The 19,251-nt window shown below is 61.0% G+C and carries 17 protein-coding genes; 11 read left to right on the top strand and 6 right to left on the bottom strand.

The annotated features are described in order from the left end of the window. The 6 genes from BLT89_RS09305 to BLT89_RS09280 all read left to right on the top strand — a co-directional run bounded on the left by BLT89_RS09305 (window position 1) and on the right by BLT89_RS09280 (window position 7,184). On the top strand, window positions 1-1,134 hold the full coding sequence (locus tag BLT89_RS09305; RefSeq protein ID WP_090194450.1) for a DUF945 family protein: 1,134 nt from the start codon (window positions 1-3) through the stop codon (window positions 1,132-1,134). Window positions 1,135-1,273: 139 nt separating this feature from the next. Beyond that, window positions 1,274-2,170: a pseudouridine synthase gene (locus BLT89_RS09300; protein ID WP_090194448.1), complete on the top strand. Its 897-nt coding sequence runs from the start codon at window positions 1,274-1,276 to the stop codon at window positions 2,168-2,170. Between the two features lie 90 nt (window positions 2,171-2,260). Further along, window positions 2,261-4,969 carry a cation-translocating P-type ATPase gene (locus BLT89_RS09295; protein WP_090194446.1) on the top strand — a complete coding sequence of 903 codons (2,709 nt, stop codon included), beginning with the start codon at window positions 2,261-2,263 and terminating at the stop codon, window positions 4,967-4,969. Window positions 4,970-5,208: 239 nt separating this feature from the next. Beyond that, a complete protein-coding gene (locus BLT89_RS09290; RefSeq protein ID WP_090198875.1) occupies window positions 5,209-6,330 on the top strand; it encodes a beta-ketoacyl-ACP synthase III in 1,122 nt (373 codons plus the stop codon). Between the two features lie 15 nt (window positions 6,331-6,345). Beyond that, on the top strand, window positions 6,346-6,957 hold the full coding sequence (locus BLT89_RS09285) for an RNA polymerase sigma factor (RefSeq protein ID WP_090194445.1): 612 nt from the start codon (window positions 6,346-6,348) through the stop codon (window positions 6,955-6,957). Next, window positions 6,951-7,184, top strand: coding sequence for an anti-sigma factor family protein (locus BLT89_RS09280; RefSeq protein ID WP_090194443.1), 234 nt, complete (start codon window positions 6,951-6,953; stop codon window positions 7,182-7,184). The genes BLT89_RS09285 and BLT89_RS09280 overlap by 7 nt, the downstream gene beginning before the upstream one ends. Before the next feature lie 49 nt (window positions 7,185-7,233). Here the strand turns inward: BLT89_RS09280 and BLT89_RS09275 are convergent, their stop codons facing one another. Continuing rightward, complete coding sequence (locus tag BLT89_RS09275) at window positions 7,234-8,010, bottom strand: substrate-binding periplasmic protein (RefSeq protein WP_090194442.1); 777 nt, start codon at window positions 8,008-8,010, stop codon at window positions 7,234-7,236. 212 nt (window positions 8,011-8,222) lie between these two features. Here BLT89_RS09275 and BLT89_RS09270 point away from each other — a divergent pair, with 212 nt between their 5' ends. Continuing rightward, window positions 8,223-9,350, top strand: coding sequence for a GNAT family N-acetyltransferase (locus BLT89_RS09270; protein ID WP_090194441.1), 1,128 nt, complete (start codon window positions 8,223-8,225; stop codon window positions 9,348-9,350). A gap of 299 nt (window positions 9,351-9,649) precedes the next feature. Beyond that, the gene (locus BLT89_RS09265; protein ID WP_090194439.1) at window positions 9,650-10,963 is read left to right on the top strand and encodes an NAD(P)/FAD-dependent oxidoreductase; all 1,314 of its coding nucleotides are present in this window, start codon (window positions 9,650-9,652) and stop codon (window positions 10,961-10,963) included. Between the two features lie 119 nt (window positions 10,964-11,082). Here BLT89_RS09265 and BLT89_RS09260 read toward each other — a convergent pair whose 3' ends face one another. Next, the gene (locus tag BLT89_RS09260; protein ID WP_157718832.1) at window positions 11,083-12,096 is read right to left on the bottom strand and encodes a glycoside hydrolase family 43 protein; all 1,014 of its coding nucleotides are present in this window, start codon (window positions 12,094-12,096) and stop codon (window positions 11,083-11,085) included. Window positions 12,097-12,426: 330 nt separating this feature from the next. On the opposite strand from BLT89_RS09260, the gene BLT89_RS09255 reads away from it, so the two are divergent. Beyond that, window positions 12,427-13,533, top strand: a complete 1,107-nt coding sequence (locus BLT89_RS09255; RefSeq protein ID WP_090194437.1) for a glycoside hydrolase family 5 protein — start codon at window positions 12,427-12,429, stop codon at window positions 13,531-13,533. Here BLT89_RS09255 and BLT89_RS09250 read toward each other — a convergent pair. Next, on the bottom strand, window positions 13,519-15,279 hold the full coding sequence (locus tag BLT89_RS09250) for an ABC transporter ATP-binding protein/permease (RefSeq protein WP_090194435.1): 1,761 nt from the start codon (window positions 15,277-15,279) through the stop codon (window positions 13,519-13,521). The genes BLT89_RS09255 and BLT89_RS09250 overlap by 15 nt on opposite strands. After that, a complete protein-coding gene (glk, locus tag BLT89_RS09245) occupies window positions 15,276-16,244 on the bottom strand; it encodes a glucokinase (RefSeq protein WP_090194434.1) in 969 nt (322 codons plus the stop codon). The genes BLT89_RS09250 and glk overlap by 4 nt, the downstream gene beginning before the upstream one ends. 275 nt (window positions 16,245-16,519) lie before the next feature. On the opposite strand from glk, the gene BLT89_RS09240 reads away from it, so the two are divergent. Both BLT89_RS09240 and BLT89_RS09235 read left to right on the top strand, forming a co-directional pair. After that, the gene (locus BLT89_RS09240; protein WP_090194432.1) at window positions 16,520-17,239 is read left to right on the top strand and encodes an SDR family oxidoreductase; all 720 of its coding nucleotides are present in this window, start codon (window positions 16,520-16,522) and stop codon (window positions 17,237-17,239) included. Window positions 17,240-17,279: 40 nt separating this feature from the next. Then, window positions 17,280-17,810: a lipocalin family protein gene (locus tag BLT89_RS09235; protein WP_090194430.1), complete on the top strand. Its 531-nt coding sequence runs from the start codon at window positions 17,280-17,282 to the stop codon at window positions 17,808-17,810. A 53-nt stretch (window positions 17,811-17,863) separates the two neighbouring features. Here the strand turns inward: BLT89_RS09235 and BLT89_RS09230 are convergent, their stop codons facing one another. Further along, window positions 17,864-18,430 (bottom strand): peptidylprolyl isomerase, encoded by a 567-nt coding sequence (locus tag BLT89_RS09230; RefSeq protein WP_090194427.1) that lies wholly within the window; start codon window positions 18,428-18,430, stop codon window positions 17,864-17,866. A gap of 1 nt (window position 18,431) precedes the next feature. Then, window positions 18,432-19,250 carry an alpha/beta fold hydrolase gene (locus tag BLT89_RS09225; RefSeq protein ID WP_090194425.1) on the bottom strand — a complete coding sequence of 273 codons (819 nt, stop codon included), beginning with the start codon at window positions 19,248-19,250 and terminating at the stop codon, window positions 18,432-18,434. Between the last annotated feature and the right edge of the window lies 1 nt (window position 19,251).

Genomic DNA, 19,251 nt, shown 5'->3' with positions numbered 1-19,251 from the left:
ATGATTTCCCGGCTGCGCAAACCACGAACCTGGGCCTGGCTGATCGCAATCTGCGTACTGCTGGCGGTGGGCATTGCCGGCCTCGGCGGATGGCTGCTGCGTCAACAGCTGGCGCCGCTGCAGAGTGAGCCGCTGGTTCTGGAAAACGCTGCCCGCGTTCAGGTGGAGGAGCTTCAAGCTGGTTGGTTCGATACCCAGGTGGTCCTGCGTCTGGACTGGCCGCTGGATACCGGGCGGCAGCTGCGTGTGCGGCTGGCCAATGACATCAGTCACGGGCCGTTTCCGCGGGACCGGCTGGCGAATTTCGACCTGCGCCCGGCACTGCTTTCCGACCGTGTGCAATTGCTTGATCTGCAAGAACAGCGCGGTGATCAGGCGCAGGCGTTGCCTGCGCAGCTCTCCGCTGACCTGCGGCTGAGCTTGCTTGGCCATCTGCAGGCGGACCTGCAGGCGGCTACGCCAAAGCTGCCACTGGGGGTCTGGCAACTGTCCAGTCCGGGACTGCAGCTGCGTGTTGATGCCTCGACGGACTCGCTGGATCTGCAGCTCGAGGCCGGGCAACTGGCACTGCTGCAGGGTGGCGCGCCCTTGCTGCGGCTGACGGGCGTTGCACAGCAGGTGCAGCTGGCGGGGGATACCGCGCTGGCGTTGCAGGGTTCGGTCGATGAACTGGCACTCTGGGGGCAGCCGCTGGGGCAGTTCAGTCAGCAATTCAGTGCTACTGGCGTCAGTCTGGCGGCGGTTTCGCAGGCCCTGGCTGGTCAGCCGCAGGCCTGGCTCAGTGCATTGCCACCAGACAGCCGCGTGCAGGGTTCGTTGCTGTCACTGGTCAATGCCGATGGCAGCAGTGGCCTGCAGCTGGACAAAGCGGTTGGCGCCGGGCCGCTGAAGGTGCAGGCAAACCTGTCCAAAGCCATGTTCCTGACTGCCCTGGAGCGCAACACCGCCTTGCAGCAGCAGGGACAGGGCATTGCGCGCCAGCAGGCGCTGAAACTCTATGCGATGGTCAGCCAGCCGCTGTTGCAAACCGGCCTGTTTCTCGCCGATGAGCAGGGGCTGGCGCTGGATCTGCAGATCGATGCAGGCGTGGTACGCAGCAACTTGCCGACCCGCTTCGTCAGTCAGGCGCCCTAGCAGGGTGGGCGTACCAGAGTGCTCGTAGGGTGGGCTTCAGCCCACCATTGAGGCTCGAGCACGCTATCTGTGGGCTGAAGCCCACCCTACGGGCAACCGCTGCGGTATTCTGCGCGCTGATCCGGCCAGGTCTGTCGTCATGTCTCTGTCTTCTACCCATCACGCGGGCGTTCGCCCCAGCACCCTGCATCTGCCGCGCGGCGACTGGGCCACGGTGCTCGATTGCCTGTGCGCGCATTTTCCTGCAATCAGCCGGGAAGTCTGGCTCGAGCGCATGGCCCGCGGTCGCGTGCTGGGTGCCGACGGCCTGCCGCTGGGGCCGCAGCAGGCCTATCGCGAAGGCATGCGGGTGCATTACTTTCGTGAAGTGCCGACCGAAACGCCGATCCCCTTTGTCGAGCGGATACTGCATTGCGACGAACATCTGCTGGTGGTCGACAAGCCGCACTTCCTGCCGGTGGTGCCGTCCGGCGGTTATGTCGAACAGACCTTGCTGGCGCGGCTGGTCAAGCGTCTGGACAACCCGCAACTGGTGCCGATCCATCGCATCGACCGGCTGACCGCCGGGCTGGTGCTGTTCTCGGTCAATCCGCAGAGCCGCAACCATTACCAGCAACTGTTTCGCCAGCGCGACATCCGCAAGGGCTACGAAGCGATTGCCCCGGCGCTGGCGGAACCGGAATTTCCCCTGGTGCGCAGAACGCGAATGGTCGAGGCCAAACCGTTCTTTCGCATGCAGGAAGCCGAAGGGCCGCCCAACAGCGAGACGCGCATCGAAGTGCGCGAGGTGCAGGGCGCTCTGTGCCGCTATGGCCTGTATCCGCTGACTGGCAAGAAGCACCAGCTGCGCGTACATCTGGCGGCGCTGGGGGCGGGCATCTGCAATGACCCGTTCTACCCCGAACTGACGGCGGCCAGCGACGCCGTGGATGACTACAGCCGGCCGCTCAAGCTGCTGGCTCAGGAACTGGCCTTTACTGATCCGCTCAGCGGTGCGCAGCGCCATTTTCGCAGCGAGCTGCAGCTCGACTGGTAAGCCTGCGGGCTTGCGAGTTTGATCCAGCGCAGTCTTTGCCGGCAGGGTGACAGTTAGACTGCTGGTTGATTTTTTCAGGATGCGCACGACATGGCTGATCTTGAACATCCGCTCTGGCATGCGCTGCCACCTGCGCAGTGCCTGCAGTCTCTGCACACCGACGGCGCCGGTCTGGGTCAGGAGGAAGCGGCACTGCGCCTGCAGCAGCATGGTGCCAACCGGCTGCCGCAGAGCCGTGCGCGGGGGCCGCTGTGGCGCTTCGTGCTGCAGTTCCACAACCTGCTGATCTATGTACTGCTGGGCGCCTGTGTGATGACCCTGGCGCTGGGGGCCTGGCTGGACAGTGCGGTGATTTTCGGCGTGGTGCTGATCAACGCGATTATCGGCTTTATCCAGGAAGGCAAGGCCGAGCAGGCCATGCGAGCCATCCAGCAGATGCTCAGTGTCGAGGCGCGGGTGCGGCGTGGCGGTGTGTTGCTCAGTGTGCCGGCCGAGCAGCTGGTACCTGGCGATCTGGTATTGCTCGAGGCCGGCGAGCGGGTCTCGGCGGATCTGCGTCTGCTGGAGGTGCGCGATCTGCGCATTGAAGAGGCGGCACTGACCGGCGAGTCGTTGCCGGTGAGCAAGCAGGTAGACGCGGTGGCAGCGCAGAGCAGTCTGGGCGATCGCCTGAGCATGGCCTATTCCGGCACGCTGGTTACTGCCGGTAGTGGCTGTGGTCTGGTGGTCGCCACTGCCGGGACTACCGAGCTGGGCCAGATCAGCCACCTGCTCGGTAGCGTCGACAGTCTGCAAACACCGTTGTTGGCCGATATGGCGCGCTTTGCCCGGCAACTGACGCTGATCATCCTGCTGCTGGCCGTGCTGACCTTTGTGTTTGGCGTGTGGCTACGGGATTACAGTTACAGCGAGATGCTCATGGCGGCCGTGGGTCTGGCGGTGGCGGCGATTCCGGAAGGGCTGCCGGCAGTGCTGACGATCATCCTTGCGCTGGGTGTGCAGCGCATGGCCCAGCGTCAGGCCATCGTGCGCCGCCTGCCGGCAGTGGAAAGCCTGGGAGCAGTGACGGTGATCTGTTCGGACAAGACCGGCACCCTGACACGCAACGAGATGACCGTGCAGCAGGTGTTTACCGCCGAGCACCTGTATCAGGTCGACGGCGTGGGTTACGCCCCGCAGGGCAGCATCCATTGCGATGACGGCCAGTTGTGTTCGCTGGAGGGTTCCCATGATCTGCGTGAACTGGCCCGTGCCGGGCTGCTTGCCAACAATGCCAGCCTGACCTGCAGCGAGCAGGTGTGGAGCATCAGCGGTGATCCGACCGAGGCGGCGTTGTTGACCCTGGCCGGCAAGCTGGGCCTGGAACATGAGCGTGAACTGCAGTTTCTGCCGCGGGTGGATGCGATTCCGTTCAGCGCCGAGCAGCGCTGCTGTGCCAGCCTGCACCATGATCACGCAGGGCATGGCCTGATTTATATGATCGGCGCGCCGGAGCGCCTGCTTGAACTGTGCAACCGTCAGTGGCGTGCCGGGAGTGATGAACCGCTGGATCTGCACCGCTGGCACACGGCCCTGCAGCAGGGCGCAAGCCAGGGTTTGCGCATGCTCGGTCTGGCCTTGCGCAGCCTGCCACAGGTGCAACACGAGCTGAACTATGCCGATCTGCAGGGTGACTTCGTCATGCTCGGTCTGGTTGGCATGCTCGACCCGCCCAGGGACGAGGCGATCCGGGCGATTGCCCAATGCCATGCGGCGGGCATCCGGGTAAAGATGATTACCGGCGATCATGTGGCCACCGCCGGCACCATCGCGGCCCGTCTCGGGCTGGGTGAGGCGGCCGTGCTCAGTGGTGCAGAACTGGACCAGCTCGATGATGCTGCGCTGGATGCGCGCTTGAGCGATACCCGGGTGTTTGCCCGTACCAGTCCGACACACAAATTGCGTCTGGTTGAACGTTTGCAGGCGGCAGGCGAACGGGTCGCCATGACCGGTGACGGGGTTAACGATGCGCCGGCGCTGAAGCGCGCCGATATCGGCATCGCCATGGGCATCAAGGGCACCGAGGTGGCCAAGGAGGCCGCGCAGATCGTGCTGGCGGACGATAATTTTGCCAGCATCGTGCACGCCGTAGAGGAAGGGCGCACGGTTTACGCGAACCTGCGCAAGTCGATCCTGTTCATTCTGCCGACCAATGGCGGTGAGGCGATCACCCTGCTGGCCGCGATCATTCTCGGCATGACCCTGCCGATTACGCCGTTGCAGATTCTCTGGGTCAACATGATCACCGCAGTGACCCTGGCCCTTTCGTTGGCCTTCGAGCCGGCCGAGGGCGGGCAGATGCAGCGTCCGCCGCGCGATCCGAAGCAGCCGCTGCTGAGTGCGGCATTGCTGTGGCGGGTGTTGTTCATTTCGCTGCTGATGGCGGTGCTCTGTCTCGGCCTGTTCAGTCTCACTCAGAGCCTGGGCTGGTCGGTCGAGGCCAGTCGCACTCTGGCGGTAAATGCCATGGTGGCCTGCGAAATGGGCTATCTGTTCAGCTGCCGCAGCCTCGAGGGCCGCGCGCGCTTCGGCTGGCGGGATAACCCGCTGGTCTGGGCCATGGTGTTGCTGTTGGCCTTGTTGCAGCTGGCTTTCAGCCAGTGGTCAGGGTTGCAGCAACTGTTCGGCACGGCCGATCTGCCCCTGCTGGCGTGGGCGGCCTGTGGGCTGATTGCACTGGCGGTGTGCGCGCTGGTTGAACTGGAAAAGCTGCTGTTGCGGCAATCAGCCAGCTGGCGCCAGCGTTTGCGCAGCAATTGAGCGGCGCAGAAACCCTGTGCCCTATGCTGTTTTGGCGACATCTGTAGATTTCTGCAGTTATTTCAGCGGCTGCAGGCGAACGCCGGCCTTTGGCTGTGGCACACTCTGCTCTTTGTTACAGTATGTGTGCTATCTGGCGCTCGATCTGTCACACCGAATTCAGGCCTTTGTCCCATCCGGGCAAGGGTTTGCGCTTACTCAGGCCGCTGCGAGCGACCATTAAAAGAAGAGGAATGACCGTGCACAAAGTCGTGATCAGCGGTACCGGCCTGTATACCCCGGCCCAGAGCATCTCCAACGAAGAGCTGGTGGAGTCCTTCAACGCCTATGTCCAGCAGTTCAACGCGGATAACAGTGCGGCTATCGAGCGCGGTGAAATCGAAGCACTTGGCGAGTCCAGTGTCGGCTTTATCGAGAAGGCCTCGGGGATCAAATCCCGTTATGTCATGAACAAGGAAGGCATCCTCGACCCGCGGCGCATGGCCCCGCGCATCCCCGAGCGGCCCAATGAAGAGCTCAGCATCCTCGCCGAGATGGCCGTTGCCGCAGCGCGCCAGGCCATGGAGGCTGCCGGCAAGACCGCAGCCGATATCGACGGGGTGATCTGCGCCTGCTCGAACATGCAGCGTGCCTATCCGGCGATGGCGGTGGAAGTGCAGGGCGCACTGGGCATCGAGGGCTGGGGCTATGACATGAACGTGGCCTGTTCTTCGGCTACCTTCGGCCTGCAGGCAGCCAACAGCGCGGTGCAGACCGGTCAGGCCAAATGCCTGCTGATGGTCAATCCGGAAATCTGCACCGGCCACCTGAATTTCCGTGACCGTGACAGCCACTTCATTTTCGGCGATGTTGCCACTGCGGTGATTGTCGAGCGGGCCGACCTGGCAACCGCGCCCACCCAGTGGGATATCGTCGGTACCAAGCTGGTGACGCAGTTCTCCAACAATATCCGCAACAATTTCGGCTTCCTCAATCGCTGCGCGGAAGAAGGCATTGGTGCTCCGGACAAGCTGTTCATCCAGGAAGGGCGCAAGGTGTTCCGCGAAGTCTGCCCGATGGTGGCCGACCTGATCGCCAAGCACCTCGAGGAAAACCAGCTGAATGTCGCCGACGTCAAGCGCTTCTGGCTGCACCAGGCCAACCTCAACATGAACCTGCTGATCACCCGCCGCCTGCTTGGGCGTGACGCCGAGCCGGACGAGGCGCCGGTAGTGCTGGATGATTATGCCAACACCAGTTCGGCCGGTTCGGTGATTGCCTTTCACAAGCACTCGCAAGACCTGCCCAGTGGTGCGCTGGGCGTACTCAGCTCGTTTGGCGCCGGTTACTCGATCGGCAGCGTGATCCTGCGCAAGCACTAAGGGCGCCGAGCCCAGGTGGAATATCCCGCCGATTCGGCATTGCTGACCCGCCTGCGGGCGGGTGAGCAGCAGGCTTTTCGCGAACTGGTCAGCACCTATCAGGGCGCGATGCGCGCGGTGGCCATTGCCATCGCCGGCAGCCGCTTTGCCGACGAGGTGGTGCAGGATGCCTGGCTGTCCGTGGTGCGCAGTCTGCCGGGCTTCGAGCAGCGCTCCAGCCTGAAAACCTGGCTGCTGACCATTACCGCCAACAGTGCCAAAAGCCGCCGCAAGGGCAGTCGTCGCGAAGTCCTGCTGGATGATCTGCCGGGGCCCCATGGCAGTGTCGGTGGCGAGCGCTTTGCAGCCGACGGGCACTGGCTGAGCGCGCCACCGGCATGGCACGAGGACTCTCCGGATGCCCTGCTCGAGCAGGAGGATTTGCGCGAGTGTCTGGAACGAACCCTGGCCAGTCTCTCCGAATTGCAGTCCAGTGTGCTGACCTTGCGCGAGCGTCAGGGACTGGAATTGGAGGACATCTGTAATTTACTGGATGTTTCGCTCTCCAATGTCCGGGTGCTGTTGCATCGCGCACGGCTCAAGGTATTTGCCACCCTTGAGCATTATCAGGAGACCGGCCAATGCTGACCTGCAAACAACTGGTGGAAAACTCCAGTGACTATCTGGACGCCCGGCTCTCGCTGCGCGGGCGCCTGTCAGTGCGCCTGCACCTGGCCATGTGCTTCAGATGCCGGCGCTTCATAAGGCAGATGAAACTCAGCCAGGCGGTGATTCAGCGCATGCCGGAGGCGCCGATTGCGGAGCTCGATGCACTGGCGGAAAAGCTCGCCAGGCAGCAGCAGTCGCGCCGTTGATCCGGTTCTCGTTGGTTGTCTGCCGTTCTGGTCGGAACAGCCTGAGCGGTTAATCCGCAGATTCAACCGCCGGCATGCTGCTGATGCCTTCGATGCTGCGGTTTTTTTGTGCCTCGGCCAGCCATGCGTTGAAGCGCTGCAGAAACGCCTGCATGTGCATCGACTTGGCAAAGCCCAGATAGAGCAGATCATTGGTCAGCGGCCGGGGCAGGATGACGAACTGCTCCCGGTTTGCCGCCAGCTGCTCATCAGAATCCAGCAAGTTCTGCAGCCCGCGCTCGCCATTGCCGATGAAGGCTGCATCGATGCGGCCATGCAGCAGCTTCTTCAGTCGGGAGGTATGGCTCTGGTCTGCCTCGACGGTCAAGTGGCCGGCTTTAATCGCCGCATCGACTTCCGAGCCGTAGCTGGCACCTGACTGTACGCCGATCTTTTTACCTGCAAGGTCGGCCAGCGTGTTGAACGGGAACGCATGGCCCTTGATCACGATCACGCTGATGCTGTCGTCGTAGATGGGCGCTGAATAGTCGAAAATCGCCATGCGCTGGTTTGTTCTGGATAAGCCTATGACACCGCCCAGGCCTTTCTCGGCACTGAAATAGGCGCGCTTCCAGGGATACAGCTTTATGGTTATGGCAGCTCCGCTGTCCCTGGCGAACTGCCGCAACAGCTGAGGCAGAATGCCTGCGCTGTGCCCCTGGGCATCACTGAAAATCACTGGCTGGTAATTGTTATCGCCAAAAATCACCACCTCTTCGGCAGCACTCAGGGTGCCGGCAAAGCAGAGCAGCAGGATGCTGCAGTAACGGTTGATGCATTTCAGCATGGGGGTGTTCCCGGTGCATCCGGCATATTTAGACTGTTCATGGCGGTGGTTCAATTTTTCCAGGAACCTAGCCAAGCGTAGTTCATCCAGCGTTTGCCGCAGTCCCTAACTTCGGCTGAACTGCAGGCGAAGCGCTGCCCTGTGGCATCGCGACTGCTTTTGGCGCTGATCTGCGGGGTTCTTTTTATCGGCGCAAACGTACAGACTGGGCCATGCCTGTTATTACCCTGTCCTCGCTGAACGAGATCGACGCTGCCGCCTGGGATGCCTTGCTGGTCGGCGCGCAGCCCTTTGTGCAGCATGCTTTTCTGGCCACCCTGGAAGACAGTGGCAGTGTCGGCCGGAACAGTGGCTGGCTGCCGGCACATCAGCTATTACGCGGCGCACGGGGCGAGCTGCTGGCCGCCATGCCGGCCTATGTGAAACAGCATTCCTACGGCGAATACGTGTTCGACCATGGCTGGGCGCAGGCCTGCCAGCGTGCCGGGATTGCCTACTACCCCAAACTGCTGACGGCCATACCGTTTACGCCGGTGAGCGGGCAGCGCTTGCTCGGCGCAGCGGATTCCGCCGGGGAGTTGCTGGATGCACTGGTCGCCGGCTTACCCGAACAAGGCCTGTCCAGCCTGCATGTGAACTTCACCTGCACGGACGACGATGCCGTGCTGCAACAGCGAAGCGGCTGGCTGCAGCGCAATGACTGCCAGTTCCACTGGTTCAATCGCGACTACCGCGATTTTCAGGATTTTCTCGATACGCTCAATTCGCGCAAACGCAAGCAGATGCGCAAGGAACGCGAACAGCTGAACGGGCAGGGTTTTACCTTCGCCTGGCACGCAGGCCATGAACTGAGCGAGTCGCAGTGGGATTTTGTCTATCACTGCTACGCCAATACCTACCATGTGCGTGGTCAGGCACCCTATCTGACCCGGCTGTTCTTCAGTTTGCTGGCGCAGCGCCTGCCGCAGCTGATCCGCGTGGTCATCGCCAGTAAGGATGGCCGGCCGGTGGCCATGGCCTTCTCCCTGCAGGCCGGCGACACCCTGTATGGGCGTTTCTGGGGCTGTATCGGCGAGTACGCCGGCCTGCATTTTGAAACCTGTTTCTATCAGGGCATGGAGTACGCCATCGCCAACAAGTTGCAGCGCTTTGATGCCGGCGCCCAGGGTGAGCACAAGCTGATTCGTGGCTTCGAGCCGGTGCTTACGCATTCCTGGCATTACCTCTGCCATCCCGGCTTGCGTACTGCGGTGGACGGTTTTCTGGCGCAGGAACGGCCGGCAGTGCAGGCCTATGCCGAGCAGGCGCGGACGGCTTTACCCTATCGCCAGCTCACCTAGGTTGGGCTGCCCCGGCTTCATTGTGTTGCCGGTTGTGCAGCTGCTTTTGTAGGAGCGGGCTTGCCCGCGAAAAGGCCATGCCTGGCTTCGCGGGCAAGCCCGCTCCTACAGGTTGGCCGTTGGTTTTCGGGTAACCGGGAACTCGCACACGCGGAAGCCTGCGCGGGCGCTTTAAAGTTTTGTAAATCTCAATCTGAAAATCGTTAAATACCAATTTATTCATCCAATGCCAGTGTGCAACGCTTGTACACAGCATGCCGGATTGTGCCCGGCACCTTTGTCAGAACAAGAGAGAAATCATGACCATCGCTCAGCAGCCTGTTGTTCCCGCCGCAGTCCGTAGCCCGTCCTACTACAGTGCCAGCCTCAATGAAGAAACCGGTTATCCGACCCTGCAGGGCCAGGTCAGCGTCGATGTGGTGATCATCGGTGGCGGCTTTACCGGTGTGGCGACGGCAGTCGAGTTGTCCGAGCGCGGGCTCAAGGTGGCGATCGTCGAGACCAACAAGATCGGCTGGGGTGCCAGCGGCCGCAACGGTGGCCAGGTGACCGGCAGCCTCTCCGGCGACAGCGCGATGGAAAAGCAGATGGCGAAGACGCTGGGCAAGGATGTCGATGATTTCATCTGGAACCTGCGCTGGCGCGGCCATGAAATCATCAAGAGCCGGGTAGCCAGATACGGCATCCAGTGCGATCTGAAACACGGCCACCTGCATACGGCGATGAAGCCGGTGCATATGCAGGAACTGCAGGCGTCCTACGATGAAGCCGTGCGCCGCGGCATGGGCGATGAAGTGACCCTGCTGGATGCCCGTGGCGTGCGCGATCATCTGGAAAGCGACCTGTACTGCGGTGCGCTGAAAAACACCCGCAGCATGCACCTGCATCCGCTGAACCTGTGCATCGGCGAAGCTCGGGCGGCCGAGAGTCTGGGCGCGCTGATCTTCGAGAACTCCGAGGTGTTGGAAATCGTGCATGGCGACAAGCCGGCCGTAGTCACGGCGCACGGCCGCATCGATGCCAAACAGGTAATGCTGGCCGGCGATGTCTATCACAAGCTCGAGCGCAAAAAACTCAAGGGCCTGATCTTTCCGGCCATGGGTGGCATCGTCACCACCAAACCGCTGGGTGATCTGGCGAAGCAGATCAACCCGCAGGATCTGGCGGTCTATGACTGCCGTTTCGTGCTCGATTACTACCGCCTGACCGCTGACGGGCGTTTGCTGTTCGGTGGCGGCGCCAACTATTCCGGGCGTGACTCGCGGGATATCGCCGGCGAACTGCGTCCATGCATCGAGCGCACCTTCCCGGCACTCAAGGGCGTTGAAATCGAGCACCAGTGGAGCTGCGCAATGGGCATCGTGATGAACCGCATTCCGCAGCTGGGCAAGCTCTCGGACAACGTCTGGTATTGCCAGGGCTATTCCGGTCATGGCGTGGCGACCACCCACATCATGGGCGAGATCATGGCCAGCGCGATGACCGGCAGCCTGGAGAAATTCGACACTTTCGCCGCCTGCAAACACATCAAGGTGCCGATGGGTGATGTGTTCGGCAACCCGATGCTGGCGGTGGGCATGTGGTACTACGGCTTGCTGGAAAAACTGCGCTGATTAGTGTGTGAGCTGAAAGAAACGGGGTGATCAGTCACCCCGTTTTCATTTTGCGCATATCGGGATGAAACGCGTGGATGTAACCGGTTAATCGATGCATCACATTTTGTTTTTGTGTTTTAGTCCCCGGTCATGCCCGTTGCCTGGATGAACAATTGGCCCTGATCATCAACCAGCAGTCGGTCCCGGCTGGTGTAGCGTCGACTCAGTGATACATCCCAATACGATTTTTTCTGATGATAGATGACCCAGTCAGTACCCTCTTCGTCACGGACAATGCTGTGGTGCCCGGGGCTGTAGATACCGGGTTTGCCATCTTCAGCCGGTGTGGTGCTCAGGATCGGGTTATTCGGGTATTTGGTAAACGGCCCCATTGGACTGCTTGATGTTGCGTAACCTATTGCATACTCCCCGAACATTGTCTCGCCTCCCGAATACATCAAGTAGTACGTATCGGCGTGCTTGTACATCCACACACCTTCAGTGATATCCAGAAAAAAACCTTGTTCCCAATCATCTGTTGGTTCCAGTAGCAGCTTCGGCTCACCAACTTTGGTTAGCGGAGAGCTCATTCTTTGCACAAGGATGTTTTCTTTACCTTTGTTTCCGGTAACTCGGGCGGTCACTATGTTGAGCAGCCCCGATTTATAGTCTGCCGACGAATAGTACATAAAGTACTTGCCGTCTTCGAAGTACATATGCGCGTCAATGGCGTTCTCAATCAATATCCCCTGGTCCTTAAACGGGCCGGTGGGACTGCTCGCGGTTGCAACGCCGATGTTCATCTGATTGGAATAGTACAGATAAAACATGTTCGACAGCGGATCGTAAAAAACATCCGGTGCCCAAAGGGTTACTGAGTCTTTTTTAAATATGTTATTAATCTTTTTCCACGTGTACATGTCATCGGATACATATACATCGTAATGATCTGAGCCCGCACTCATGCTTCCGTCAAGATACGTTCCATATAGGTAGTACTTGCCCTGATAGCGAATCATATGGGGATCTGCCAGGTTTTCCGAGCGCAAAATCGGATTGCTGTCTTTCTGCGGTGTTTCTTTTGCGGTTAGCATAGAGGTGCTGACCGTCATAATCGTTATAATAATTATATATAAGAAAGTGCGTTTCATCTTTTCTCTTCTTGGATTTATATAATTGAGTGCAACGCTTGAATCGATAGGCAGAGAGCCAGCCATCAGTAGAAACCAGGCTTTCACAGCAAAGGATTCAAGTGCAGATGACTACGCATTACCGGTTAACGGTATCAGATTGAGGCTGACCTTAGTGCCAGAAAAGCCAAACAAGCAGACGAATCAATCCGGAGCACAGCGCAGGGTCGGATACCGGGGCAAGCGGGTGCGGCACTGTTGCTGCGGGCTTGCCATGGGTCAATACAAGCCGGCGGAGTGGCACTATGCTTCTGAGCATTCGTTGAATGACTTCTGAGGGAGCGTACTGTCATGGCCGAAGCAAGTACAAAACTGCGTGGCGTCAATCTGGGTAGCTGGCTGGTGCTGGAGAAATGGATGGTGCCCAGCCTGTTCGAGGGCCTGGCTGCTACCGACGAAACCACCTGGTGTGCCGAACTGGGCGAGCAGGCTGGTGAGCGGCTGCGGGCACACTGGCAGCGCTGGATCACCCGTGACGATTTCGCCTGGCTGGCCGGGCGTGGCCTCAACGCCGTGCGCATTCCGCTGGGGCACTGGATCTTCGGGGCGGATTATCCTTATCACCGCAGCTACGGTGCGGCGCGTTATCCGTTCGTCGAGGGCGGTATCCAGGTGCTCGATCAGGCCATGGCCTGGGCGCAGGAGTTCGGCCTGCATGTGGTGCTCGATCTGCATGCGGCACCGGGCTGCCAGAACGGTTTCGACAACGGCGGGATCAAGGACGTCTGCGAATGGCACACCAGCCCCGAGTACCTTGAGCATTCGCTGAATGTGCTGGAACGCCTGGCCGAACGTTATGCCGGACACCCGGCGCTGCACGCCATCGAAGTGCTCAATGAGCCGCGCTGGGACGTGCCGACCGATTACCTGAAGGCCTACAACCTGCAGGCCTATGCGCGCATTCGCAAGCATTGCCCGGCGCAAAGCGTGGCGGTGGTGTTTCACGATGGCTTCCGCGATTTCCGCGAGTACCTGGGCTTCATGCAGGCACCGCAGTACCGCAACGTGCTGTTCGATATCCATCGCTACCAGTGCTTCGAGCGCAGTGATATCGATCTGGATATCTACGGCCACCTGCACAAGGCGGCCGGGGCCTGGAAAGGCGAGGCAGACGCGATTATCAATGAGCTGGGGCTGCCGACCCTCTGCGGCGAGTGGAGCCTGGGGCTGGATCTGAAAGTGGTTTCGCTGTGGGCCGAGGGGCCGTTCAACCATGCCATGGAGCACATGGACGAGTTCCAGAAAAATGTGGCCTACCGTGGTTATGCGGCGGCGCAGCTGGCAACCTTCGAGAAATACCAGGGCTGGTTCTTCTGGAACTACAAGACCGAGACGACACCGGCCTGGTGTTTCCGCGAGTGTGTCGAGCGTGGCTGGTTGCCGTCAGTGTTTGCGTAGCTGGCACTGCTCGGTGGAGCAGACCAGCAGGCGTGGTTCGCTCAGGCGGTTGAGAATCAGCTTGCGCGTGTAGTGATGGTCCAGCTCGCTGTGGAAGCTGATGGTGATCTGGGTGGTATTGGGCAGTTCGCGGTGAATCATCTCCAGCATGGCTGCTTCGCCCTTGGGGTCGAAGGCATCGGTGGCTTCCTCGATGAAGACCCACGGCGGGTTGTGCAGGAACAGGCGGGCGATGCCCAGGCGTTGCTGGGCGCGCAGCGGCAGGTTGCGGTCCCAGCTGTCGACTTCCTGCAGGCGTGGCGCCAGCCAGGCCATGCCGGCGCATTCCAGGGCGCGGTGAATGGCTTCTGCGCTGAAGTGGTCGCCGGCGTAGGGGTAGCTCAGGGCCGTCTGCAGGGTGCCGTCCGGCAGGAACGGGCGCTGCGGCAGAAACATGATGCTGGCATCGTCGGGCAGCAGGATCTCGCCGTTGCCCCATGGCCACAAGCCGGCAACGGCCTTGAACAGGCTGATGGTTACCGCCGGATCACCGGTGATCAGGATGCGCTCGCCACGGCGGATGGTCACATTCAGGTTTTCTACCAGCACCTCGCCATCCGGCGACGCCAGCCGCAGATCCTTGAGCACCAGTTCGCAGGTGCGGCCGTGCAGCAGATTGATGCGATGCTCGACCGGCTGGCTGGCCAGCTCCGTGAGCTTTTGCATATCGCAGTAAAGGGTCGCGACGCGGTCCGCCGAAGCGCGGCACTTGGCCATTTCGCCCAGATTGTCGATCGGCCAGGACAGCGCCGAGGTGAGGCGCTGGAAGGCTTGTGCCGCCTGCATCAGCACCCCCAGGGTCATGGCGCCGGCAATGTATTGCGGCGCAGCAACCAGAATCGGAAATACCGGCAGCAACACCCCGTAACCGGCGGAGAAGGTAACGATGCCCATATAGCCGAGGGTTTGCCGGTACCAGCCGCGCCCGACATCGCCGAACAGGCGGGAGGCGTGGGCATGTTCGCTGCTTTCGCCGCGCATCAGGGCAATCGCTTCGGATTTTTCCCGGGCCCGCGCCAGGCCGAAACGCAGGTTGGCTTCGACCGTCTGCAGCCAGTTGGTCGCACGGGTCAGCGGGCGCCCGAGCAGCAGCCCGAACACGGTGCCGGCACCGGCGTAGAGGAAGGCCAGGATGACCAGATAGCCGGGTACCACGATGCTGGTTCCGGGAATGTTCAGGCTGCCCGAAACGCTGTGCAGGATGTCGATGAAACTACCCAGAATGAGTATCGAGTAGAGCAGGGAATGGGCCAGGCCGATGGCGGATTCGGTGGCAATGCGGATGTCCTCGGCAATCCGGCCGTCCGGGTTGTCATGCTCGCCACTGGTGTATTGCAACTGGTAGTGATGACCGCGTTGCAGCCAGTTATCCAGTAACAGTTCGGTCAGCCAGCGGCGCCAGTCCAGTTGCAGCCAGCGCTTGAAGTGCAGGTGCAGGGCGGTGACCAGCATGGTCAGGCCAAGGATCAGTGCGAAAGTGGCGATTTCCCGCAGCAGGTCATCCAGCGAGCGTGCTTCGAGGGCATCGAACAGGGCGCGGTTCCAGTAACTGGCCCAGATGGCCAGGCCGACCTGACACAGGGTCAGCGCAACGATCAGACCAATGCAGCCGCGAACTTTCAAGCGCTGCCCGCTGCGCCAGTAGGGCATGACCAGATTGGCGAACAGCCAGGACAGGCGCGGTCCGCTGCTCTGCTGGTGGCTCATGGTTGCGTGAATCCGGCGTGTTGCATTCGCGCGGCGACCTGCAGGGCGCCATGCAGGCCAAGGTATTCGTCTAGCACGACATGCAGCGGGATGCTTTCCAGGGTGGCCTGCATCGGAGGTTTGTTGCAGAAGGCTTGAAGAAATTCGGCGTGCTGCAGGTAGGTCAGCATCTTCGGGGCGATGCCGCCGGAAAGGTAGAGGCCGCCGAATGGCAGGCAGGTCAGGGCCAGGTTACCGGCGGCCGCGGCAAACAGGCGGGCAAACAGTTGCAGGGTTTCAATGGCCCGGGCTTGGCCGGCTGCTGCCGCCTGGCTGATGGCGCGCGCATCCGGCAGATCGGGGTCGGTCAGCGCTGTTCCGCCAACAAAGGCGTACAGCCGGGTCAGGCCACGGCCACTGAGCAGCAGCTCGAGGCTGACCCGACCATGGCTGGGCAGAAGAAAGCGCAGCAACTCGACCTGCTGCTGATCGCAGGGCGCGAAATCGGCATGGCCGCCCTGGCTGGGCAGGACTATCGGTTGTCGTGCGTCGCCGGCCAGCAGTGCCATGCCCAGTCCGGTACCGGCGCCGATCAGCGCCCGCACGGCGTTGTTTTGCATATTGCCGGCCTGCAGGGTGCACAGCTGGTGAGGCTGCAGTTGTGGCAGGGCATAGGTCTGGGCCGCGAAATCATTCAGCAGGCGCACCCGGGCAATACCGAATTGCCGGGCGATGGACGCAGCATCCAGCTGCCAGGGCAGGTTGGTCAGTTGCAGTTGTCCGTCCCTGAGCGGGCCGGCGGCCGCGATGCAGACACTGCCGGGCCGTTCTCCGGGTTGCAGAAAATCTTCCAGCAATGCGGACAGGCTGGCATAGGCCTGACTGGGCAGGCTGGTCTGGCGCAGGGTTTGCCAGCCGCCGCCGGCAGGCTCGGCGAGCAACAGGCGTGACTGGGTACCACCAAGGTCTGCTGCCAGAATCACCATGCCACCTCGTTGCAGTTTTTTATTGCGCCTAGCCTAGATGGAAAAAGCGCCTGTTATATTGATCCAGGCGGGCAAACCTGTTGAATTGCGCGCTAGGTTTACACAGCTAGTCTTCGCACAATGCAGGTTGTCAGCGTATTTTGCTGGCAATCAAATGCGCAAGTACAGGCGGATGCTTCTGCCGGCAACAGCCGCCTGCTGCCGCTCAGGCCGGCCCCCGCAGCGATGGGCTGCGGCCCTATTCAGTCATTGCAAAACCAGACAGGTAAAGCCCGATGCAGACTACCCGGCACAGCGTACTCATCACCGGCGGCGCCAGCGGTATCGGCTTGGCCATTGCCGGTAAATTTCATCAGGCGGGGAATCAGGTGATTCTGGTTGGCCGCTCCGAAACGGCACTGGCGGCCGCCTGCAAGTTGCTGCCGGGCGCGCAAAGCTGTGTGGCGGATGTCAGCAGTGGCGCCGACCGGGCGCGGCTGGTGAGTCTTTATCCGCAGGTGACGATACTGGTGAATAACGCCGGAATTCAGTTCAACGATGCCATTGCACAGGCCAGCGAGGCGGATATCGAACGCGAGCTGAACGTCAACTTCCTTGCCCCGGTGCTGCTGGCCAAGGCCTTTATCCCCGGCTTGAGCCAGCACCCGGCAGCGGCAATCATCAATGTTTCCTCCGGGCTGGCGCTGGTGCCCAAGGAGGATGCGGCGATTTACTGTGCCTCCAAGGCTGCACTGCACAGTTTTTCCAAGACCCTGCGCTGGCAGCTCGAGGCCACATCGATCCGGGTTTTCGAAGTGTTGCCGCCACTGGTGGAGACGGCAATGACCGCCGGACGCGGCAAGGGCAAGATCACTCCGGCGCAGCTGGCCGACGAATTCTGGGAAGGTTTCAAAAATGACCGCATGGAAATGCTCATCGGCAAGGCCAAACTGCTGTTCTGGATCAATCGTCTGGCACCGCGTCTGGCGGAAAAGATCCTGCGTCCCGGTGTGTGATCAGCGCCGTTCAGTCAGACCGTCAACGGAGTACCTTTGAGTGCGTGTATTCACCCTGTTACTGCTGAGCTGGCTGCTCGCCGCCTGCACCGGTTTGCCGGCAGGTGTGGAACCGGTGCGCCCCTTCGATGCCAACCGCTATCTGGGCACCTGGTATGAAATAGCGCGGCTGGATCACTCTTTCGAGCGCGGACTGGAGCAGGTCAGTGCCAACTACAGCCTGCGTGAAGACGGTGGCATTCGCGTGCTGAACAAGGGTTATTCGGCTGCGGACGGCGAATGGCAGCAAGCCGAAGGCAAGGCCTATCTGATCGGGCCTGCCAATGAGGGTTACCTGAAAGTGTCATTCTTCGGCCCGTTCTACGGTGCCTATGGCATCTTCGGACTGGACCAGCAGGACTACCAGTACGCCTTCGTTTCCGGTTACAGCACCGATTACCTGTGGCTGCTGGCGCGCACGCCGACGGTTAGCCCGGCACTGATCGAGCGCTTCAAGGCGGAAGCCACAAAGCTTGGATTTAACACGGAGCAGCTGATCATGGTCCGCCAATCCGCTGCATCTGCGCCCTAAGCACAGACGCAGCCGGCTAGCGGCAGGCTATAGGAAGTCTGCCGCTGCCAGGGTTACAGGCGCTTGGCGCTGAGGATGATTACCGGCTTGAGCGGGACGTCACCCATGCCGTTCTTGCTGCCGGTACTGACATCGGAAATCCGGTCGACCACGTCCATGCCCTTGACCACGGTGGCAAACACCGCATAGCCGAAGTCACGCGAGCCGTTGTTGAGGAAGTCGTTGTCCTTGCTGTTGATGAAGAACTGGCTGGTGGCCGAATCGACGACGCCGGTGCGAGCCATGGCCACCGAGCCGCGCAGATTCAACAGGCCGTTGTCGGCTTCGTTCTTGATCGGTGCGAGGGTGTCCTTCTTGTCCATGTCGGCGGTAAAGCCACCGCCCTGGATCATGAAGCCGGGGATAACCCGGTGGAAAATCGTGTCTGTGTAATAGCCGCTGTCAACGTAGGCCAGAAAGTTCGCCACGCTGATCGGCGCCTTGTCGGCTTTCAGTTCCAGTTCGATGTCGCCCATGCTGGTGCTCAGCAGTACGTGCGGGCGCTTGTCGGTAGCGTCGGCTGCCAGCAGGTTGCCGGCCAGCAGCAGGCTTGCGGCGGCGATCAGTAGTTTTTTCAGCATTTCATTGCTCCTTGGTGGTTGGTTGGTCGGGTTTGCCGGTTGGCTTGTCGATAAAGGCCAGCAGCGCCTGATTGAACTGCTGCGGCTGGTCAATCGGCGTGGCGTGATGGGAGTCGGCAATCACCAGCAGTTGCGCACGGCTTATTTCGTCGACATAGGCCTGTTTCTGGGCCACCGGTGTGTAGTCCTGGTCGGCGCTGATGACCAGCGTCCGGCAGGTTATGCGGTCCAGGCGGTCACGTACACCCCAGCCGATGATGGCGTCCAGACTGGCCAGATAGGCCTGTTTGTCGTTGAGGCGCCAGCGCTCGACAACCTGCTCGCGCAATGCCGCCTGTTCCGGCTTGGGAAACAACAGCTGGCTGATCATGTTGCCGATGCTGTGCATGCTCAGCAGCCGGGAAAACAGCCAGCGCTTGCCCAGTTGCAAGGCACTGTCCAGGCTGTTTACCCGCACCTCCGGGCTGCTGTTGACGATGGTCAGGCTGAGCAGCCGCTGCGGCTGGTCGACGGCAATCTGGAAGGCGATCATGCCGCCCATGGAAATGCCGACCAGATGCACCTTGTCCAGCTGCAGGTGATCGAGCAGGGCGAGCACGTCATCGGCGAATCCGGCGATGCTGTACTTGCCCTTCGGCCGGTCTGAGCGGCCATGTCCGCGCAGGTCGAGCAGGATCAGCTTGTGCCCTGCGGCCAGCGCCTCTTTCTGGTGTTCCCAGTCCTGCATGCTCGAGCCGAGACCGTGCAGCAGCACGACCGGGCTGCCCTGACCGTACTCTTCGTAATGCAGGTTGCAGTTGCCGTGGCGAAAGTGCGACATC

The organism is Pseudomonas pohangensis (genome assembly GCF_900105995.1).
GTDB lineage: Bacteria > Pseudomonadota > Gammaproteobacteria > Pseudomonadales > Pseudomonadaceae > Aquipseudomonas > Aquipseudomonas pohangensis.
This window is presented reverse-complemented; position numbering and strand designations above follow the sequence as displayed.